The organism is Comamonas sp. (genome assembly GCF_009360615.1).
GTDB lineage: Bacteria > Pseudomonadota > Gammaproteobacteria > Burkholderiales > Burkholderiaceae_C > Comamonas.
Genome location: NZ_SPEY01000090.1, coordinates 1 through 17647, shown reverse-complemented (window position 1 = coordinate 17647; position 17647 = coordinate 1). Strand labels below are relative to the sequence as shown.

At 65.5% G+C, this 17647-nt stretch carries 19 protein-coding genes; 10 read left to right on the top strand and 9 right to left on the bottom strand.

What is annotated here, in order from left to right:
- Positions 1-890, top strand: an 890-nt coding sequence (locus E2583_RS20855; protein ID WP_291598265.1) for an HD domain-containing protein, incomplete at its 5' end; no start/stop codon positions are given.
- A 239-nt stretch (positions 891-1129) separates the two neighbouring features.
- A complete protein-coding gene (adhP, locus tag E2583_RS20850; protein WP_291598263.1) occupies positions 1130-2164 on the top strand; it encodes an alcohol dehydrogenase AdhP in 1035 nt (344 codons plus the stop codon).
- A 36-nt stretch (positions 2165-2200) separates the two neighbouring features.
- Here adhP and trxC read toward each other — a convergent pair whose 3' ends face one another.
- Both trxC and E2583_RS20840 read right to left on the bottom strand, forming a co-directional pair.
- The gene (gene trxC, locus E2583_RS20845; protein WP_291598261.1) at positions 2201-2635 is read right to left on the bottom strand and encodes a thioredoxin TrxC; all 435 of its coding nucleotides are present in this window, start codon (positions 2633-2635) and stop codon (positions 2201-2203) included.
- A 206-nt stretch (positions 2636-2841) separates the two neighbouring features.
- Entirely contained in the window at positions 2842-3042 is a 201-nt protein-coding gene (locus tag E2583_RS20840; protein WP_012839950.1) for a DUF2905 domain-containing protein, read from the bottom strand.
- 208 nt (positions 3043-3250) lie between these two features.
- Between E2583_RS20840 and E2583_RS20835 the strand changes: the two genes are divergently transcribed.
- The gene (locus tag E2583_RS20835; protein ID WP_291598256.1) at positions 3251-4237 is read left to right on the top strand and encodes a tripartite tricarboxylate transporter substrate binding protein; all 987 of its coding nucleotides are present in this window, start codon (positions 3251-3253) and stop codon (positions 4235-4237) included.
- 20 nt (positions 4238-4257) lie between these two features.
- Here E2583_RS20835 and E2583_RS20830 read toward each other — a convergent pair whose 3' ends face one another.
- Positions 4258-5385, bottom strand: coding sequence for an SAM-dependent methyltransferase (locus E2583_RS20830; RefSeq protein WP_291598254.1), 1128 nt, complete (start codon positions 5383-5385; stop codon positions 4258-4260).
- Positions 5386-5394: 9 nt separating this feature from the next.
- Between E2583_RS20830 and E2583_RS20825 the strand changes: the two genes are divergently transcribed.
- The 7 genes from E2583_RS20825 (at position 5395) to E2583_RS20795 (ending at position 10950) form a co-directional block, all read left to right on the top strand.
- Positions 5395-6180: an SDR family oxidoreductase gene (locus E2583_RS20825; protein ID WP_291598252.1), complete on the top strand. Its 786-nt coding sequence runs from the start codon at positions 5395-5397 to the stop codon at positions 6178-6180.
- A gap of 25 nt (positions 6181-6205) precedes the next feature.
- Positions 6206-6577: a dihydroneopterin aldolase gene (locus E2583_RS20820; RefSeq protein WP_291598250.1), complete on the top strand. Its 372-nt coding sequence runs from the start codon at positions 6206-6208 to the stop codon at positions 6575-6577.
- Positions 6571-7566 (top strand): tRNA 2-thiocytidine(32) synthetase TtcA, encoded by a 996-nt coding sequence (gene ttcA, locus E2583_RS20815; protein WP_043375334.1) that lies wholly within the window; start codon positions 6571-6573, stop codon positions 7564-7566. The genes E2583_RS20820 and ttcA overlap by 7 nt, the downstream gene beginning before the upstream one ends.
- Before the next feature lie 83 nt (positions 7567-7649).
- The gene (locus E2583_RS20810; RefSeq protein WP_291598245.1) at positions 7650-8345 is read left to right on the top strand and encodes a DUF4136 domain-containing protein; all 696 of its coding nucleotides are present in this window, start codon (positions 7650-7652) and stop codon (positions 8343-8345) included.
- Positions 8346-8445: 100 nt separating this feature from the next.
- Positions 8446-8928, top strand: a complete 483-nt coding sequence (locus tag E2583_RS20805) for a DUF2501 domain-containing protein (protein ID WP_291598243.1) — start codon at positions 8446-8448, stop codon at positions 8926-8928.
- 212 nt (positions 8929-9140) lie between these two features.
- The gene (locus E2583_RS20800) at positions 9141-9782 is read left to right on the top strand and encodes a histidine phosphatase family protein (RefSeq protein WP_003050911.1); all 642 of its coding nucleotides are present in this window, start codon (positions 9141-9143) and stop codon (positions 9780-9782) included.
- A complete protein-coding gene (locus tag E2583_RS20795) occupies positions 9766-10950 on the top strand; it encodes a DSD1 family PLP-dependent enzyme (RefSeq protein WP_291598239.1) in 1185 nt (394 codons plus the stop codon). Before E2583_RS20800 ends, E2583_RS20795 begins: the two co-directional genes overlap by 17 nt.
- A 140-nt stretch (positions 10951-11090) precedes the next feature.
- On the opposite strand, the gene E2583_RS20790 is transcribed toward E2583_RS20795, so the two are convergent.
- The 6 genes from E2583_RS20790 to E2583_RS20765 all read right to left on the bottom strand — a co-directional run.
- Positions 11091-12458, bottom strand: coding sequence for an LLM class flavin-dependent oxidoreductase (locus E2583_RS20790; protein ID WP_291598237.1), 1368 nt, complete (start codon positions 12456-12458; stop codon positions 11091-11093).
- A gap of 25 nt (positions 12459-12483) precedes the next feature.
- Positions 12484-13344 (bottom strand): ABC transporter ATP-binding protein, encoded by an 861-nt coding sequence (locus E2583_RS20785; RefSeq protein ID WP_291598235.1) that lies wholly within the window; start codon positions 13342-13344, stop codon positions 12484-12486.
- Positions 13345-13381: 37 nt separating this feature from the next.
- Complete coding sequence (locus E2583_RS20780; protein ID WP_291598233.1) at positions 13382-14158, bottom strand: ABC transporter permease; 777 nt, start codon at positions 14156-14158, stop codon at positions 13382-13384.
- Positions 14155-15003 carry an ABC transporter permease gene (locus tag E2583_RS20775; protein ID WP_291598231.1) on the bottom strand — a complete coding sequence of 283 codons (849 nt, stop codon included), beginning with the start codon at positions 15001-15003 and terminating at the stop codon, positions 14155-14157. The genes E2583_RS20780 and E2583_RS20775 overlap by 4 nt, the downstream gene beginning before the upstream one ends.
- Entirely contained in the window at positions 15003-16121 is a 1119-nt protein-coding gene (locus E2583_RS20770; RefSeq protein ID WP_291598229.1) for an ABC transporter substrate-binding protein, read from the bottom strand. Before E2583_RS20770 ends, E2583_RS20775 begins: the two co-directional genes overlap by 1 nt.
- 102 nt (positions 16122-16223) lie before the next feature.
- On the bottom strand, positions 16224-17647 hold a 1424-nt coding region (locus tag E2583_RS20765), incomplete at its 5' end, for an amidohydrolase family protein (RefSeq protein WP_291598226.1).

Sequence of the window (17647 nt, the reverse complement as noted above, 5' to 3'; positions counted from 1 at the left end):
ATCTGAAGGACCGCGTGCTGCGCCATGTGACCGATGCCTTTCGCGAAGACCCGGTGCGCATTCTGCGTCTGGCGCGCTTTGCGGCGCGCTTCACCGATTTCTCTGTCGCCCCCGAAACCATGGTGCTCATGCGCGAGATGGTGGCCGCCGGCGAGGTCGATGCCCTGGTCCCCGAGAGGGTGTGGCAGGAAATCAGTCGCGGACTGATGGAGGCCAGGCCCTCGCGCATGTTCGACATCCTGCGCGAGTGCAAAGCGCTGGTCCGGCTGCTGCCCGAGCTCGACCGGCTCTGGGGGGTCCCCCAGCGCGCCGAATACCACCCCGAGATCGATTGCGGCGTGCATGCCATGCTGGTGCTGGACATGTCGGCGCGCCTGCAGGCTCCTCTGCCCGTGCGCTTTGCCTGCCTGTGTCATGACTTCGGCAAAGGCACGACGCCTGCCGATGTGCTGCCCCGCCATATCGGCCATGAACAGCGCAGCGCCCGCCTGCTGCTCCAGGTCTGCGAGCGCTGGCGCGTGCCCAATGACTGCAAGGAACTGGCCGAGGTCGTGGCCCACGAGCACGGCAACATCCACCGCAGCCACGAACTCAACGCCGCCGCCGTGCTGCGCCTGCTGGAGCGATGCGATGCCATCCGCAAGCCACAGCGCTTCGAGCAAGCCCTGCTGGCCTGTGAATGTGATGCACGCGGCCGACTGGGTTTTGAAGAGGCGGCCTACCCCCAGCGCCAGCGCCTGAGCCATGCCCTGAAGGCGGCACTGTCCGTGGAGACCGGGCCCGTGGCCCAGGCGGCGGCGCAGCGCGGTCTCAAGGGCAAGGCCATCGGCGATGCCGTGGGCAAGGCACGCGAGCAGGCGATTGCCGCCCACCTTGAAGGCGCAGCCTAGCCGTCCGCGCGACACAACCCGGTGACAGGGGATGGACGCGGCTTGAGTTGCGTCAAAGAAGGTATGCTGCAGCCACTGCACAGTAGAGATGGCTGCGGTGGATCGCTCCGCCCAGGCCCTGCAGCGGATCACGAAACCCGCTGCAACACCCATGCCGCCATACAGGCATGGTTCTTTGACGGGCAGGTGTCCGGCCCACAGGCCACGACCTTGCCCTCTTGCTTCAAGGAGGTGCTCTGATGTCCTTACCCCAGACCATGAAAGCCGCCGTGGTGCGTTCCTTCGGGAAACCGCTCACGATCGAAGAGATGCCGGTTCCCCGACCGGCAGACGATCAGATCCTGGTCAAGATTGCCGCCTCCGGCGTCTGCCACACCGATCTGCATGCGGCCGAAGGCGACTGGCCCGTCAAACCCCAGCCACCCTTCATCCCCGGCCACGAGGGCGTGGGTCATGTGGCCGCCGTGGGCAAGAACGTCAAGCATGTCAAGGAAGGCGATCGCGTGGGCGTGCCCTGGCTGCACAGCGCCTGCGGCTTCTGCCGCCACTGCATCGGCGGCTGGGAAACCTTGTGCGAATCTCAGACCAATACCGGCTATTCGGTCAACGGCGGCTTTGCCGACTATGCACTGGCCGACCCCAACTATGTGGGCCATCTGCCGTCCAATGTGAGCTTTATCGACGTCGCTCCCGTGCTCTGCGCCGGGGTCACGGTGTACAAGGGCCTGAAAGTCACCGATGCCAAGCCCGGAGACTGGGTGGTGATTTCCGGCATCGGCGGCCTGGGCCATATGGCCGTCCAATATGCCAGGGCCATGGGCTTCAACGTCGCCGCGGTCGACATCGATGACACCAAGCTCGCACTGGCACGCAAGCTGGGCGCCACCGTCACGGTCAACGCCATGAATACCGATCCGGCAGCCTATCTGCAAAGAGAGATCGAAGGAGCCCACGGCGTCCTGGTCACGGCCGTATCGCCCAAGGCTTTCGAGCAGGCCCTGGGCATGGTGCGTCGCGGTGGCACGATTTCTCTCAACGGCCTGCCGCCGGGCGACTTTCCTCTGCCGATCTTCTCCATGGTGCTCAAGGGCATCACGGTACGCGGCTCCATCGTCGGCACGCGCCTGGACCTGCAGGAGTCGCTGGACTTTGCTGCTCAGGGCAAGGTCAAGGCCACCGTATCCACCGACAAGCTGGAAAACATCAACGACATCTTTGCCCGCATGCACGAAGGCAAGATCGAAGGCCGCGTGGTGCTGGACATCGCCGCCTGACAGGCTGACCGGCCCCGGCTCCCGCGAAACCGGTGTTCAGATCACCGAGCGCACCCAGCGCACGATCTCCGAGGCTGGCAAGGCCCCGGAGATGCGGCCCAGCTCCCGGCCTTCCTTGAAGATCACCATGGTCGGAATGCTGCGGATACCCAGAGGCGCGGCGGCCTGCGGGCAAGCCTCGGTATCGAGCTTGGCCAGCTGTGCCTGCCCCGCGAGCTGTTGCGCTGCCTGCGCAAAGGCCGGCGCCATCATGCGGCAGGGGCCGCACCAGGGAGCCCAGAAATCCACGACCACCGGCAACTGGCTGCGCCCGGTGTGCCGGGCAAAGCTGTCGTTGTCCAGAGCCACGGGCTCGCCCGTCACCAGAGGCCGGTGGCAGCTGCCGCAATCGGGCTGGTTGCCCAGCTGCTCCTTGGCGATGCGGTTGGTGGTGTGGCAGTGAGGACAGACGTAGTGCAGGGATTCGGACACGGGGGCAACCTTTCTAAGGATTTACGCAAACAAGAATGCGACGGCGGCGTGCTTCCTGGGGCTGTCGCCTGGGCTGAACCCGCTTGGCGCAAGTCGTGCTTTCCTTGGCAACGCCTGGCTTGCGCGTGCAGGCACGGATCGGGCTCATACCCGTATGTGCAGCCCAAGCCCGCCAATTCAAGCCGCCCCGGAACGGGTTGACGTTCTCAGAGCTTCACGAAGCGGGCAATCAGCGCAGCCACCACGCTGAGCAGCACCGTGCTGGCCACCGGCAGGAAGAACTCCTTGCCGAACAGCCGAAAGCGGAAGTCGCCGGGCAGACGCCCCAGCCCGATGCGCTGAAGCCAGCCGTGCAGCCCGTTGACGAGCAACAGGGCCAGGAAAATGACGATCAACCAGCGAATCATGAGACCGCAAGTATAGGGGCGCACTGTCCTGACCGCCTGCGCGCCCATGCTGTCAGGCAGCCATTCCGTTTATGCATGACATGCTTCCCAAAGATTGATTGACCTCAATTCCCCCCTCTGCCCATGATGGCCGGGCTCTGCAGCATGCAGGGCCCGGGCCCGCCAGTCTGTCATCACGGCCCGTACATAACAAGCAACGAGACATACCGTGCCCCAGACCCTCTCACGCAAACAATTTCTCCTGACCGCTGCGCTGCTAGGCGCCAGCCTGGCCCTGCCGGCGGCGGCCGACAGCTTCCCCAATCGCCCGCTGAAGCTGGTCGTGCCTTTCTCGCCCGGAGGCAACACCGATGTCGTGGCGCGCCTGGTCGGCCAGGGGCTGGCCGAGGCCCTGGGCCAGCCGGTCGTGGTGGAGAACATCCCAGGGGCGAATGGCGCCATCGGTGCCAGCCGCGTCGCAGCGGCCGCCAATGACGGTTACACCCTGCTGTTCGGCACGGCGGGCACGCAGGCCATCAATCCCAGCCTGTACCGCAATCTCAGCGAGAAAAGCCTGGACGACTTCGAGTACATCGCTCTGGTGACTTCGATTCCCAATGTGCTGGTGGTCAACGAGTCGAAAACGCCGGTCAAGTCGGTGGCCGAGCTGGTGAGCTACGCGCGCGAGCGCCGCCCCGGCATGAGCTATGGCTCGCCGGGCATGGGCTCCACCGTGCATCTGTCGGGCGAGCTGCTCAAGAGCGCCGCCAAGCTGGACCTGGTTCACGCCCCCTACAAGGGCAGCGCTCCGGCGCTGACCGATCTGATCGGCGGCCAGATCGACTTCATCTTCGAGAACATCACGCCGGCGCTGCCCTTCATCCAGGGCGGCAAGCTCAAGGCACTGGCCGTGACTTCGGCCGAACGCCTGCCTCAGCTGCCCCAGGTTCCGACCATGAAGGAAAGCGGCTTTCCGTCCTTTGTCACTGCCACCTGGAACGGCGTGCTGGCACCCAAGGGAACACCGCGCGCCGCAGTCCAGCGTCTGGAAGCGGCCACGCTCAAGGTGGCCAGCAGCCCCGAGTTCAAGGTCAGGGTCGCGGCCCTGGGCGGTGAGCCGCGTCTGCTCGGCTCGACCGCCTTCCGCGACTTCACACGCACCGAGTACAGGCACTGGGGCAGCATCATCCAGGCCGCCAGACTGGAAAAGCAGTAAACGCGCCAGGCGCGCAGACGCTATAGCCGATGCGTGCGGTCGCCCTGCACAAAGCCCAGCGGTGTCCAGGGCTCCACGCCCTTGGACAGGGCCACGACCTTGAACAGCTCGCCCATCTCGTGCTCCATGACCAGCTTGGAGGCCATGGAGCGCGCCTTCATGCCGACCGCATCCAGGCGGGACGCAAGCCCGCAGTTGATGAGAAAGTGTGCCTGGTTGGTATAGCCCAGCACGTCGAAGCCCGCATCCTGGGCCGCCACGGCCGTGCCCGTGAAATTGACGTGGGCCGTGATGTCCTTGAGGCCGACCAGCACCAGCGGATCGTTGTCCACCTGATGCTGGTAGTGGCAGACCAGCGTGCCCATGTGGCGTTGCTCGTGGTAGTACTCGCTCTCGCCAAAGCCATAATCGATGAAGAAGGCGGCTCCCCGGCTCAGGCGCTCGCCCAGGGTGTGGATAAACGCCTCGCCCTGACGGTGGATTTCGGTCAGGAAGTCATGCGGCCCGCCGATCTCCACAGGCGGGCGCAATTCGGTGGCCCGGTCCTCCCAGGCAAAGGCCGCTTCATCGCCGCCTGCGCCGAGCACCACGCCGCGCTCATGCCATTGGCCTGCGGTGCGCTGCAACAGCTGCACCGGCATGGCATCCAGCACCTCGTTGCCGATGATCACGCCTTCCATGGCCTCGGGCAGCGCGTCCACCCAGCGCACCAGATGTTCGTACCGCGTCAGCGCCAGCTTCTGGCGCGCACGCAGCGTGCCCGAGAGATCGACGATGGTGTAGCGCTCTGGCAACGCACCCTGAGCCGCCAGCTCGTCAAGGATCTGCAGCGCCAGCGCGCCCGTGCCAGCGCCGAACTCCCAGATCTCGCGGGTATTCGTTTTTTGTAGCGCTTCCCGTAACTGGGACGCCACTAGCTGGCCAAAAATAGGCGAGATTTCAGGCGCCGTCACAAAGTCGCTGCCCGACTCCGGCATGGTGCCGAACTTGGCCGTTTCATTGGCGTAATAGCCCAGTCCCGGCGCATAGAGCGCCAGCTCCATGAAACGGTCGAAAGGCAACCAGCCGCCCACGGCGGCAATCTCCTTGGCAATGCGGGATTGCAAGGCGCTCGTTAAACTTGAGGGTTCTGTCGTCACAACCCGCATTTTCCACGAATGTCCTCACCCGCCCGACCACGCACAGTATTGGTGACCGGTTCTGCCCGTCGCCTTGGACGTGACATGGCCCTGGCCCTGGCCCGCGCGGGCTGGCAGGTGGCCGTGCACTACCGCGACTCCCGCGAACAGGCCATGCAGACCGTCGCTTCCTGCGCGGGACTGTCTGGCGATAGTGCCGCTTTTGAGGCCGACTTCTTTGACGAGGAATCGGTGCGCTCGCTGGTGCCGCGTGTGGTGGAGCGCTTTGGCCACATCGATGCCGTGGTCAACAACGCCTCGCTGTTCGAGCATGACGATGCCCAGAGCTTCAGCTATGTGGCGCTGGAGGCGCATCTGCGCAGCAACACGGGCGCGCCCATCCTGCTGTCCCAGGCGCTGCACGCCCATGTGCAGGAGCGCGTGGCGGCGGGCGAAGAGTCGGCCCAGGGCGCCGTGGTGAATGTGCTGGACCAGAAGCTCTGGAACCAGAACCCCGACTTTCTGAGCTACACCCTCTCCAAGGCAGCTCTGGAAGCCGCCAACACCATGCTGGCCCTGGCTCTGGCCCCAAGCGTGCGCGTGGTGGGCGTGGCGCCGGGCCTCACACTGACCAGCCATATGCTGAGCCAGGAAAAGTTCGAGGCCCTGCACACCATGAGTCCGCTGGGACGTTCCTCCTCCCCCGAGGACATTGCCTCCGCCGTGTGCTTTGCACTGGAAAACCGATCCATGACGGGCACCACCATGCTGGTGGACGGCGGCCAACATTTACAGCGCTTCGAGCGCGATTTTTCGATGATGTGAGCCCGCCGAGGCCGCACCCTTTTCCATGACTTCCACTTCCGGACAACAGATTCTCACGCTCACCGGCCTGCGCTTCGACGCCAGCCTGGGGATTCTCGCGCATGAGAAACAAGAGCCCCAGCCGATCCAGGTCGATGCCGAACTCCATCTCGGCCCCCAGCCCCTGGCTCCGCGCGATGACGACATCCTCCATGTGCTGGACTACCGCAAGGTGCGCCAGATCATCATCGACGAATGCACCTCCGAGCATGTGAACCTGCTCGAGAGCCTGATCGGCAAGCTGGCCCAGCGCCTGCTGCAGCTGCCCGGCGTGCGCGGCGTGCGTGTGAAAATTGCGAAGCTGGAAATTTTTGACGACTGCGAAGTAGCCATTCGCATCGAAACCGGACAATGGTGAACCCCATGAATGCAGTAAACGACAACCCCTGGATTGCCGAAGAGGCAGAAGCCGCCGATGCTGCGGCCGCAGAGAACGCCAACGGCGAAGAAGCCGCCAAGCCCGGCAAGATCAAGATCGAGCGCGAACAGATCAAGCTCGAAAAGCGCCTGTGCCGCGAAGTGGGCAAGGCCATCCTCGACTACAACATGATCGAGGAAGGCGACAAGATCATGGTCTGCATGTCCGGCGGCAAGGACAGCTACACCCTGCTCGACATTCTGCGCAAGCTGCAAAAGCGTGCGCCCGTGAAGTTCGACATCGTGGCCGTGAACCTGGATCAGAAGCAGCCCGGCTTCCCCGAGCATGTGCTGCCCGAGTACTTCCAGAGCATCGGTGTGGACTACCACATCGAGAACCAGGACACCTACAGCGTCGTCAAGCGCGTCGTGCCCGAAGGCAAGACCACCTGCGGCCTGTGCTCGCGCCTGCGCCGCGCCATCCTGTACAAGGTGGCCGACCAGCTGGGCTGCACCAAGGTGGCCCTGGGCCATCACCGCGACGACATCGTGCAGACCATGATGCTCAACATGTTCTACGGCGGCCGCATGAAGGGCATGCCGCCCAAGCTGGTCAGCGACGACGGCAAGCATGTGGTGATCCGTCCCCTGTGCTATGTACCCGAGAAGGACACGACGCGCTGGGCCCAGTACCAGAACTTCCCCATCATTCCCTGCAACCTCTGCGGCAGCCAGGACGGCCTGCAGCGCGTGGCCGTGGGCAATATGCTGCGCGAGTGGGACAAGAAGTTCCCCGGCCGCATCGAGAGCATGTTCCGCGCCATGGGCAACATCGTCACCACGCACATGATGGACCCCCAGCTGCACGACTTCAGGAACGCCAAGGCCACGGGCATTGCCGATCCCAACGGCGACATGGCCTTTGACCATGAAGAGCTGCCAACCATGGCCGCCCTGCCCGGCGGGGTACAAGTGGTACAACTGTCCTGAGCGGACTTTTGAACTAAAACCGGACCCCGCAGTCCAATCAAAGGCCCATCCCATGGGCCTTTGTCGTTTTCAGAGAAATCATCATGAACCTGCGCAAAACCTCCTTACGCTGGATCGGCCTTGTGGCCCTGACTGCGACGGCTCTGCTGGCCGGCTGCAGCACGGTGCGCGAGGTCAACAGCACGGTGCAGAGCTTTTCCGCACTGAACACCATCCCTGTGCCCGCCACCTACCGGCTGGAGACCCTGCCCTCGCAGCAAGGCCAGGTGAACTTCGCGGCCGTGGAAGCCCAGGCCCAGCATGCGCTGGCCCGCGTCGGCCTGACGCGCGATGACTCGCGCGCCAGCCTGGTGGTGCAGATCAGCGCCATGGCCCGCTATGCGCGCGACTGGGCCAGCTGGCCCTATTACGACCCCTACTGGGGTCCGCGCTGGGGCTGGGGCATGAGCTACGGGCGCGGCTTCGGCTGGGGCTTTGGCGGCGGCATGATGTTCAACGAGCCGCCGCTGGAGTATTACCGCGCCGTGAGCATCGTCATGCGCGACATCAAGACCCAGCAGATCGTCTACGAAACCTCGGCACAGCGCCAGGATGTATGGACCGACGACCCGGCCATCTTCGGCATCTTGTTTGATGCCGCGCTGACGGGCTTCCCCAAGCCGCCGCAGGGCCAGCGCAATGTGCGCACCGTCATCCAGCCGCCGGGAACCCAGCCAGCCAGCGGCACGCCGGCAGCCCCGGCTGCCGCAGCACCGGCTGCCGCAGCCCCCGCACGCTGATTTGCAATCTTCAACAGTTGCCGGGCCTGGCGCGTGCTAACGTGCGGCTCGGCTTGAACCGGGGCCGCCTGCCTGGCCCCGCCATGAAAAGGATGAAGTCATGAGGAAATTTGCTCTCTCCACTCTGCTTTGCGCCACAGTGGCCGCGGCCTCCTTCAGCGCCCATGCCAGCGGTCTCGGCGACGCCTTGCGCGGCCAGCTGGGTGGCGGCGCGGCCGAGAGCAGCTCCAGCACATCGGGCCTGGGCGGCATGCTCGGTGGCTCCGGAGGCTCTTCGGCACTGTCGGCCCTGGGCCTGGGCAATCTGAGCTCCGGCACGGCCAGCAATGCCGCCGGTGTCCTCACCTACTGCATGAAGAACAACTACCTGAACGCCGACAAGGCCGCCCAGGTCAAGAATCAGCTGCTGGGCAAGCTGGGCCTGGGCCAGAAGGAAGAGCCCAAGGATCAGGGCTACCAGAACGGTCTGATGGGCATGGTCACGGGCGCCGACGGCAAGAGCTTCAGCCTGGACAAGGTCAAGAGCAACCTCAAGGAAAAGGCCTGCGACTTTGTGCTGGACAATGCCAAGTCACTGATCTGACACCGCAAGACATGGCAGCCGGCGCTTGAAGCGCAAGCGCTGCAATGGCCAAAAGGCCTGCAACCGTGGTTGCAGGCCTTTTTTCTTGCTGGCTGCGCCCTGGTGAAGGCCGGGCGTCAAAAAGTCTGTAACAACAGACCGGGGGACAGGCAGACTTTGTTTGCAAGACAATGACTGCTCAATAAAACAACCTACGCTGAACGAGCCAAGACATGCACGCCACGCGCATCATTGCCATCCGGCACGGAGAGACAACCTGGAACGTCGATGGACGCATCCAGGGGCATCTGGATATTCCCTTGAACGACACCGGCCTGTGGCAGGCCGAGCAGGCGGCCCAGGCGCTGGCCGACGAGAGCATTGCTGCCATCTACAGCAGCGACCTGCAGCGTGCCCATGTCACGGCGCAGGCGATTGCCCGCACATCCGGGGCACCGCTGCATGCCACCACCGGTCTGCGCGAGCGCTGCTTCGGCGATTTCCAGGGCCGCACCTTCAAGGATGTGGAAGCCACCCAGCCCGAGGACGCACAGCTCTGGCGCACGCGCAACCCGGTCTATGCCCCGCCCGGCGGCGGCGACTCGCTGCAGGCCTTGCGCGAACGCATCTCCACCACGGTGGACGGGATTGCACGCCTGCACGAGGGCGAGCAGATCGTGCTGGTCGCCCATGGCGGCGTGATGGACGTGCTCTACCGCCTGGCCACGCGCCAGGACTTCCAGACGGCCCGCACCTGGGAGCTGAGCAACTGCGCCATCAATCGCCTGCTCTGGACGCCTGACGGCCTGTCTTTGGTAGGCTGGGCAGATACCGCACACCTTCAGCAAGGCAGCCGAGATGAAGCACATTCCTGAGCATCTGCAGACCCTGGTCGGCCAGGCCGTCAAACGCATAGACACGCCCGCCCTGGTCATAGACCTGGACGCCATGGACCGCAATATCGAGCGCATGGCCCGCTTTGCCCAGCAGCATGGCGTGCTCTGGCGCCCGCATGCCAAGCTGCACAAGAGCGCGCATATCGCCCATCTGCTCGAGCATGCCGGCGCCTGCGGCCACTGCGTGCAGAAAGTCAGCGAGGCCGAGGCCCTCGCCCAGGGCGGCATCACCAATATCTTCATCAGCAACGAAGTCATTGCCCAGACCAAGCTGGCGCGCGTGGCGGCTCTGGCCAAGGCGCTGAATGCCCAGGGCGGCCGGCTGGCCCTGGCCGTCGATTGCGAGGAAGGCATCACGCGGCTGGCGCGGGCCCTGCAGGATGCGCAGGCAGGCGATGCAGCCATGGATGTGCTGGTGGAAATCAATGTCGGCCAGAACCGCTGCGGTGCAGAGCCCGGCGAAGCCGCCCTGGCGCTGGCACAGGCGATTGCAGCCCAGCCCGTGCTGCGCTTTGCGGGCCTGCAGGCCTATCACGGCGGCGCCCAGCATCTGCGCGGCGCCGAGGAGCGCAAGACCGCCATCGAGCAGGTGCTCAAGCTCGTCAACCGCACGCGCCACGCGTTCGACCGCGCCGGCCTGGCCATTCCGCTGATCACGGGTGCCGGCACGGGCACCATGGTCAACGAGGCCGCCAGCGGCATCTATGGCGAAATCCAGCCCGGCTCCTTCCTGTTCATGGACGCAGACTACGCGGCCAACCAGCGCGACGCGGCCCAGCCCCTGTTCGAACATGCGCTCTACGTCAAGACACAGGTCATGTCGCTCAGCTCCGACCATGCTGTCTGCGACGCCGGCCACAAGGCCCATGCCATAGATTCCGGCCTGCCCCGGCTGCATGCGCTGGCGCCCGAAAACGCGCTGCGCTTTGCCAATGGCGGCGACGAGCATGGCGTGCTGCACCCCGATGCCGATGCGGGCAACCACAGCGGCTGGCTGCCCGCGCTGGGCGAGACGCTGTGGCTGATTCCCGGCCACTGCGACCCCACGGTCAATCTGCACGACCATCTGATCGGCGTGCGCGGCGGCCGTCTCAAGGGCGTGGTCGAGCGCATCTTCACGGTCGACGGGCGCGGTGCGCTGACCTGACATGCAGTTTTATTGCTATTAAAAAGAGAGCATTTTACGCATTCCATGCAGCGATTTCAAGCCATCAATGACCTGAGATTCATGCACAAAAAACGTAATCAGCTCTCTTATTGAGAGCAACTGAAATCACCGGCGCGACATCAGGCCGCAATCCTGCGGGACGCCTGCAGCCTGCGCAGGGCTTGCGGATGCTCGGGCCTGGACAGGCCCAGATGCTCGCGCAGCGTGCGGCCCTCGTACTCGGTGCGGAACAGGCCGCGACGGCGCAGCTCCGGCAGCACAAGCTCGATGAAGTCGTCGAGTCCGCCCGGAAACCAGGGCGCCATGATGTTGAAGCCATCGGCCGCTCCCTCCTCAAACCATTGCTGCAGCTGGTCGGCAATGGTTTGCGGCGTGCCCACGATCTGCTGGTGGCCGCGCGCGCCGGCGATCTTCAGATAGAGCTGGCGGATGCTCAGGCCGTCGCGCCGCGCCAGATCGACGAGCAGGCGCTGGCGGCTCTGCGGCCCCTCCGTGGGCGGCAGTTCCGGCAAAGGGCCGTCCAGCGGATAGGCCGAGAGATCCAGCTCCCCGGCAATGCCCGCCAGCAACGACAGCCCGACCACGGGGTCGATCAGCGACTGCAGCTGTTCGAACTTGGCTTCGGCCTCGGCCTGGGTACGGCCCACCACGGGGAAGATGCCGGGCATGATCTTCACATCGTCGGGGTGGCGGCCGTAGTGCTGCACGCGCGACTTGATGCTGCGGTAGAAGCGCTGACCTTCCTCCAGCGTCTGATGCGCCACAAAGATGACTTCGGCCGTGCGCGCGGCAAGCTCGCGCCCCTCGTCCGAGGCACCGGCCTGCACCACCACCGGTCGCCCCTGGGGCGAGCGCGCCACATTGAGCGGGCCGCGCACCTGGAAATGCGCGCCCTGATGGTGCAGCGCATGGAGCTTGTCGGGATCGAGATAGATGCCGCTTTCCTTGTCGCGCACAAAGGCATCGTCCTCCCAGCTGTCCCACAGGCCTACGACCACGTCATGGAACTCGGCTGCACGGCGGTAGCGGTCGCCATGCGCGTCCTGGGCGCTGCGGTTGAAGTTCAGGGCCTCGGCCGTGGTCGCCGAAGTCACCAGGTTCCAGCCCGCGCGGCCGCCCGAGATCTGGTCGAGCGAAGCGAACTTGCGCGCCAGGTTATAGGGCTCGTGATAGCTGGTGGAGGCGGTAGCGATCAGGCCGATGCGCTGCGTCACGGCGGCCAGTGCCGACAACAGGGTCAGCGGCTCGAACTGGTCGCTGCGGGCAATGCGGGCCAGCGCCTGATCGTTGTCGGAGCGCACCGCCACGCCGTCGGCCAGAAATACCGCATCGAACTTGGCGGCCTCCGCCTTCTGCGCCAGCGCCGCATAGTGGCCGAAGTTCACGCCCGCATCGGCCTGCGCCCCGGGATGGCGCCAGCCTGCGATGTGGTGGCCGGTCTGCATGAGGAAGGCTCCGAGCCTGATCTGCTTTTTCTGTGTGGTCATGAGAGGCTTTCAATAAAGGGAAAAGTCACCAGGCAAAGCGCAGGCCGCCGTGGGGCAGCCAGTGCGCCGCGCGCGGCTCGGCCGGGGGCGGCACATCGCTGGGGCCACGCCGCTCGGGGCCCAGAAAGTCAGCCAGCAGCGCATCGCGGATGCGGATGAAGCCCGGATCGCTGCGGTTGCGCGGATGGGGCAGGTCCACGGGCGCGATGCGCCGGATGCGGCCCGGATGCGGCTGCATGACCACTACACGGTCGCCGAGGAAGACGGCTTCCTCCACATCGTGGGTCACCAGCAGCATGGTGATGCGCTCGTGCTGCCAGATGCGCTGCAGCTCGCCCTGCAGCCGCGTGCGCGTGAGCGCGTCCAGCGCGCCGAAGGGCTCGTCGAGCAGCAGCACGCGCGGGCGGTTGACCAGGCCGCGCGCAATGGCCACGCGCTGCGCCATGCCGCCCGAGATCTGGCGCGGAAAGGACTGCTCGAAGCCCTGCAGGCCCACCAGCGCCACGTGCTTGGCGATCAGCTCGCGCTTTTCGGCCGGGCTGCGGTCGGCGTTGCGCAGACCCACGGCAATGTTCTGCTCCACCGTGAGCCAGGGAAAAAGCCGGTGGTCCTGGAAGACGATGCCCCGGTCCAGGCCGGGCGCCGTGATGCGCTCGTCGCCCAGCGTGATCTGCCCCTCGTAGTCCACATCGATGCCCAGCACCAGACGCAGCAGCGTGGACTTGCCGCAGCCACTGGCGCCCACGATGCTGATGAACTCGCCGGCCCGCACCTGCAGGTCGATGTCCTGCAGCACCTGCAGGCTGCCGCTGGCGGCCTGGGCATGGTCGAACTGTTTGGAGGCGACGTGGATGTGCAGATCGTCTGTCGCGGTCGTCGTTGCCATAGGGAAGATGCTTTCCTGGAAAGAAGAGAGAAGACGCTCAGCGCCCGAGCCGCCGCGCCAGGGCGCGTTCGAGTGCACGGGCACCGGCGTTCATGAGCCAGCCGACGAAACCGATGGTGACCATGCCGAACAGCACCAGATCCATGCGGAAATGCTCGCTGCCCTCGATGAGCAGATTGCCCACGCCGCGCCCGGCCACCAGCAGGTACTCGGCCCCTATCGTGGCCAGCCACGAATAGACCAGCGCCAGGTAGATGCCGGTGAAGATCGAGGGCGCGGCCGAAGGCAGCACCACATGCCAGGTGGTCTGCCAACGCGTGTAGCCATAGACGCGCGCCACCTCCAGCAGCGAGGCAGGCGTGCTGCGGATGCCGTCCACGGTGTTGACCACCACGGGCACCAGGGCCGCGAGCGAGAGAAAGACCACCTTGGCCACGTCGCCCAGCCCGAACCACACCGAGATCAGCGGAATCCAGGCAAACAGCGAGATCTGCTTGAAGGTATTGAAACTGGGCCCCACGAGACGGCCGAAGCGCGGCCACAGCCCCAGCAGCCCGCCCAGTACCAGCCCGCACGTGCTGCCGATGACAAAGCCGGTCAGCTCGCGCAGCAGACTGGCCCGCAGATTCAGCCAGAGCTGACCGCTGGTGACGAGATCCAGGCCCGTGGCCAGCACCTGCAGCGGCGACACCAGCAGCGCCGAGTTGACCCACTGGAAGTGCGACGCCAGCACCCACAGCAGCACAGCCGCCACTGGCAGCACGAGTCCGCGCCAGCGCGCGGGCACGGAAGACAGGATGTCCGGTGTGCTCACAGCAGTCCTCCCTCGACGACCGGGCGCACACCGTTGCGCGCCGCCAGCCGCGCCTCGGCCGCATCGAGCAGGCGGTCGATCAGATAGCCCAGAGCGCCCACGATGATCACGGCAGCCATGACCAGATCGAGCTGGAACAGCTGGCGCCCATAGACGATGAGGTAGCCCAGGCCTTCGCTCGATGCCACCAGTTCCACCACCACCAGCGACAACCAGGCCTTGGTGAAGCCCAGGCGCAGCCCCGTGAACAGCGTGGGCAGTGCCGTGGGCAGCACGATCTCCAGCACCTGCTGACGACGCGTGTAGCCATAGACGCTGCCCACCTCCAGCAGGTTCTGCGGCGCCTGCCGAAAGCCCTGCAGCGTGGCCAGCGTGACGGGCACCAGGGCGGCCTTGGCGATGAGGATGTACTTGAGCGGCTCGCCTATGCCCACCAGCAGCAGCACAAAAGGCATCCAGCCCAGAACGGGAATCTGGACCAGCGCATTGAAGCTGGGCAGCAGATAGGCTTCCACGGACCGCGACAGGCCCATGAGCGCACCCAGCAGCAGGCCCAGCAGACTGCCCGCCACAAAGCCCACCAGCACGCGCTGCAGACTGGCTGCGGTATGGGTCCACAGTTCGCCATTCGTGGCCAGATCGACCAGGGTTTCCCAGACGAACTGGGGCGATGGCAGTACCTGCGGCGAGATCCAGCCGCGCGCCGCGCCCAGGGCCCAGAGCAGCAGCAGAGCCAGGGGCAGGAAGAATGGCTCAGCACTGCGCAGCAGGTTCTGCCAGAAAGGCGGGCCGGCAGGGCGCTGGCGCGCCGCTGCGGCATCAATCAGGATATCGGCCATGGGCATCAGCGCAGTGCCACCGGGCTGGCATCAGGGTTCTGACCCCGGACCTTGACCTGGCCCTTGGCATCGAACACGGTCCAGCGCTTTTCCAGCCCCTGCTGCTTGAGTGCTGCCTGCAGATAGCGCGGCTCGAACCAGCCCTCCAGCGAGACCGGCCGGCGGATCAGCTTGAGCTTGGCCGCATCCTCGGCCACCGAGCGGTAGCGCGCCACGATGAAGTCATCGAGCAGCGGCGAGTTGCGCACGGCCAGAGACTGCTTGTCGAATTCCGCCTCCCAGGAGGCCGTGGGCGTGCCTGTTCGCGCCCAGAGGCGGAACAGCTCGCTGCGGTTCTTCTCGTCCGAAGCCCAGTGGGCTGCACGCACGAACTGGTTCACCACCGCCTGCACCTGTTCGGGATGCGCCTTCTCGAACTCCTCGCGTACGAGCAGCGCCGCCTGGCGCGTCAGGGCGGGGTCCTTGCCCTGCGTGGAATACACCACCCTGGCCAGACCCTGGTCGCGGATCTTGAACCATTCGTATCCGCCGAACGAGGCATCCACACCGTTGGAGACCAGCGCTGCCTGGGCGCTTCCCGTGTCGAGGTTGATGGCCTTGAGATCACGCTCGGCCAGCCCCACGCTTTGCAGCGCGTTGATGGCCACCAGATGGCCGTTGGTGCCACGGAAGATGGCCACCTTGCGGTCCTTCAGATCCTCGATGCGCTGAATGCCCGACTGCGGCGGCACCACCACATAGAGATTGTTGCGTGCACCGCTGGTCACCAGCAGCCGCGTCCTGAGTCCGTTGGCGCGCCCCACGATGGAGGGCAGGTCGCCCTGATAGGCGAAGTCGATCTGCTTGTTCGACAGCGCCTCGTTCACGGCCGGTCCCGCACCCTTGAAGAACAGCCATTCCACCTTGATGCCGGAGTCCTTGAAAGCCTCCTCCAGCCACTGGTTGGCGCGGACCACACCACCGGGCGAGCCGCCCCAGTTGATGGGCTCGCCGCCGCCCGCCGTGGCCACGCCTATGCGTATGGCCTGGGGCGGCGCCGCCTGGGCCAGGGAGCCGAACAACAAGCCCAGGGCCGCCAGAGCGGCACGACGGCCCCAGGGCCGGGAAATCAGGGAATGGATCATCTGCAGTCTTTCAAAGGCAAAGGCTTGCCCCGGCGCCGCGCTTGTGGCGCGCCGCCGTGCGGGGCCGGAACGGGAAAAATTCGGGAGAGAGATCGCGGCCGCTCAGCGCGCAGCCAGCTTGCTGGCGATGTCGGTGCCCGCGAAGAAGTCGGACCTGGCCTCGGTGTAGAAGCGGTAGGGGTTGTCGAACACCAGCGCGCGGAAGTCCTCGGCGCTGATGACGCCCTGCTCCACCAGATCCCAGCTCTCGGCCAGCGGCTCGGTCAGATCGGGAACGTCCCAGTGGCCGATATCCGAGGACCAGATGGCATTGATCCTGGCGCCCAGCGGATTCACCCGGGTGTTGAAGGCTGCGGCCACGGTGCGGTCGTCGGCCTCGGCACCGAAGAAAAAGGGTTTGACCCAGCGCTCGCGGATGTCCTCCACGCTCTCGATGCCGGCGGCCAGGAAATCGTCCAGCTCGTCGCCCTGCGGGTCGCGGCTGTGCGGCAGCGCGGAAATGCCCAGGCTGTCGCGCAGCAGCGTCTCCTTGTTCAGCGGCCTGCCCTTGGTGAGGTCGGCGCCGTATTGTTCGAACAGCGCGGCCAGCAACTCCACATCGGCATGCGCGGGGTTGTAGTTCTGCACGGCATGGCGGTTGCGCTTTTCAAAGCGATCCACCAGATGCGTGTACACATGCGATCCCCAGTCGGCCCCACCTTCGAGCAGGCCCACGCGCAACCTCGGAAAGCGGCGCGTCACGCCGCCGAAGAACAAGGCCTTGGCAAAGGCCTGCGAGCCATCGGCAAAGTGGCCGATGTGGTTGAACATGTAGTTGCTGATGGACTGGCGCCCGGTCCAGCCCTGGCTGCCGTAGTGCGTGGTGACGGGCACGCCCAGCTCCACCACCTTGGCCCAGAACGGGTCGTAGTCGTAGGGGCTGTCCAGGCCGTAGAAGTCGGTGTAGCTCGCGTGGCGCGCCACCTCGGGGTGCTCGGCCTTGGGATATCTGGCCGCAATTGCCGCAATCGGCCTGCGCACCCCGCCCGCGATATTGATGACCTTGAGACCCAGTGTCTTCACGGCGAACTCCAGCTCCTCGATACCTTCCTGCGGGGTATTGAGCGGAATGCCCGCCACGGGCGTCAGCCGGTGCGCATGCTTGCGATACAGGTCGGCATGAAAGTGGTTGATGGCGCGGTGCAGCGGCTGGCGGAACTCGTCACCCGCAGCAGCCGGTGCCAGCACATCGTTGGGAAACAGCACCGAATAGTCCGCCCCCTGCTCCTCAAGCCGCTCGGCGAGCAGATCGGGCAGGGTGTAGGTCGCCAGATCCAGCGTGTTGCGCGTCACCCGGGCCCACCAGGGCGAGCGCAGCGTGCGGTAGTGCTGGCGCTCCTCGGGGGTCTGCTGGTACCAGTCCCTGCCCTCGGCAGAGCGCGTCGCGAAGCGCCCGCCCAGCGCCTTGCGCAGCGCATCCACCAAGGCGCTGCCGCCGTAGTGCTGAACATAGTCCTCCAGTGCCGGCGTGTAGTCGTTGACATGCA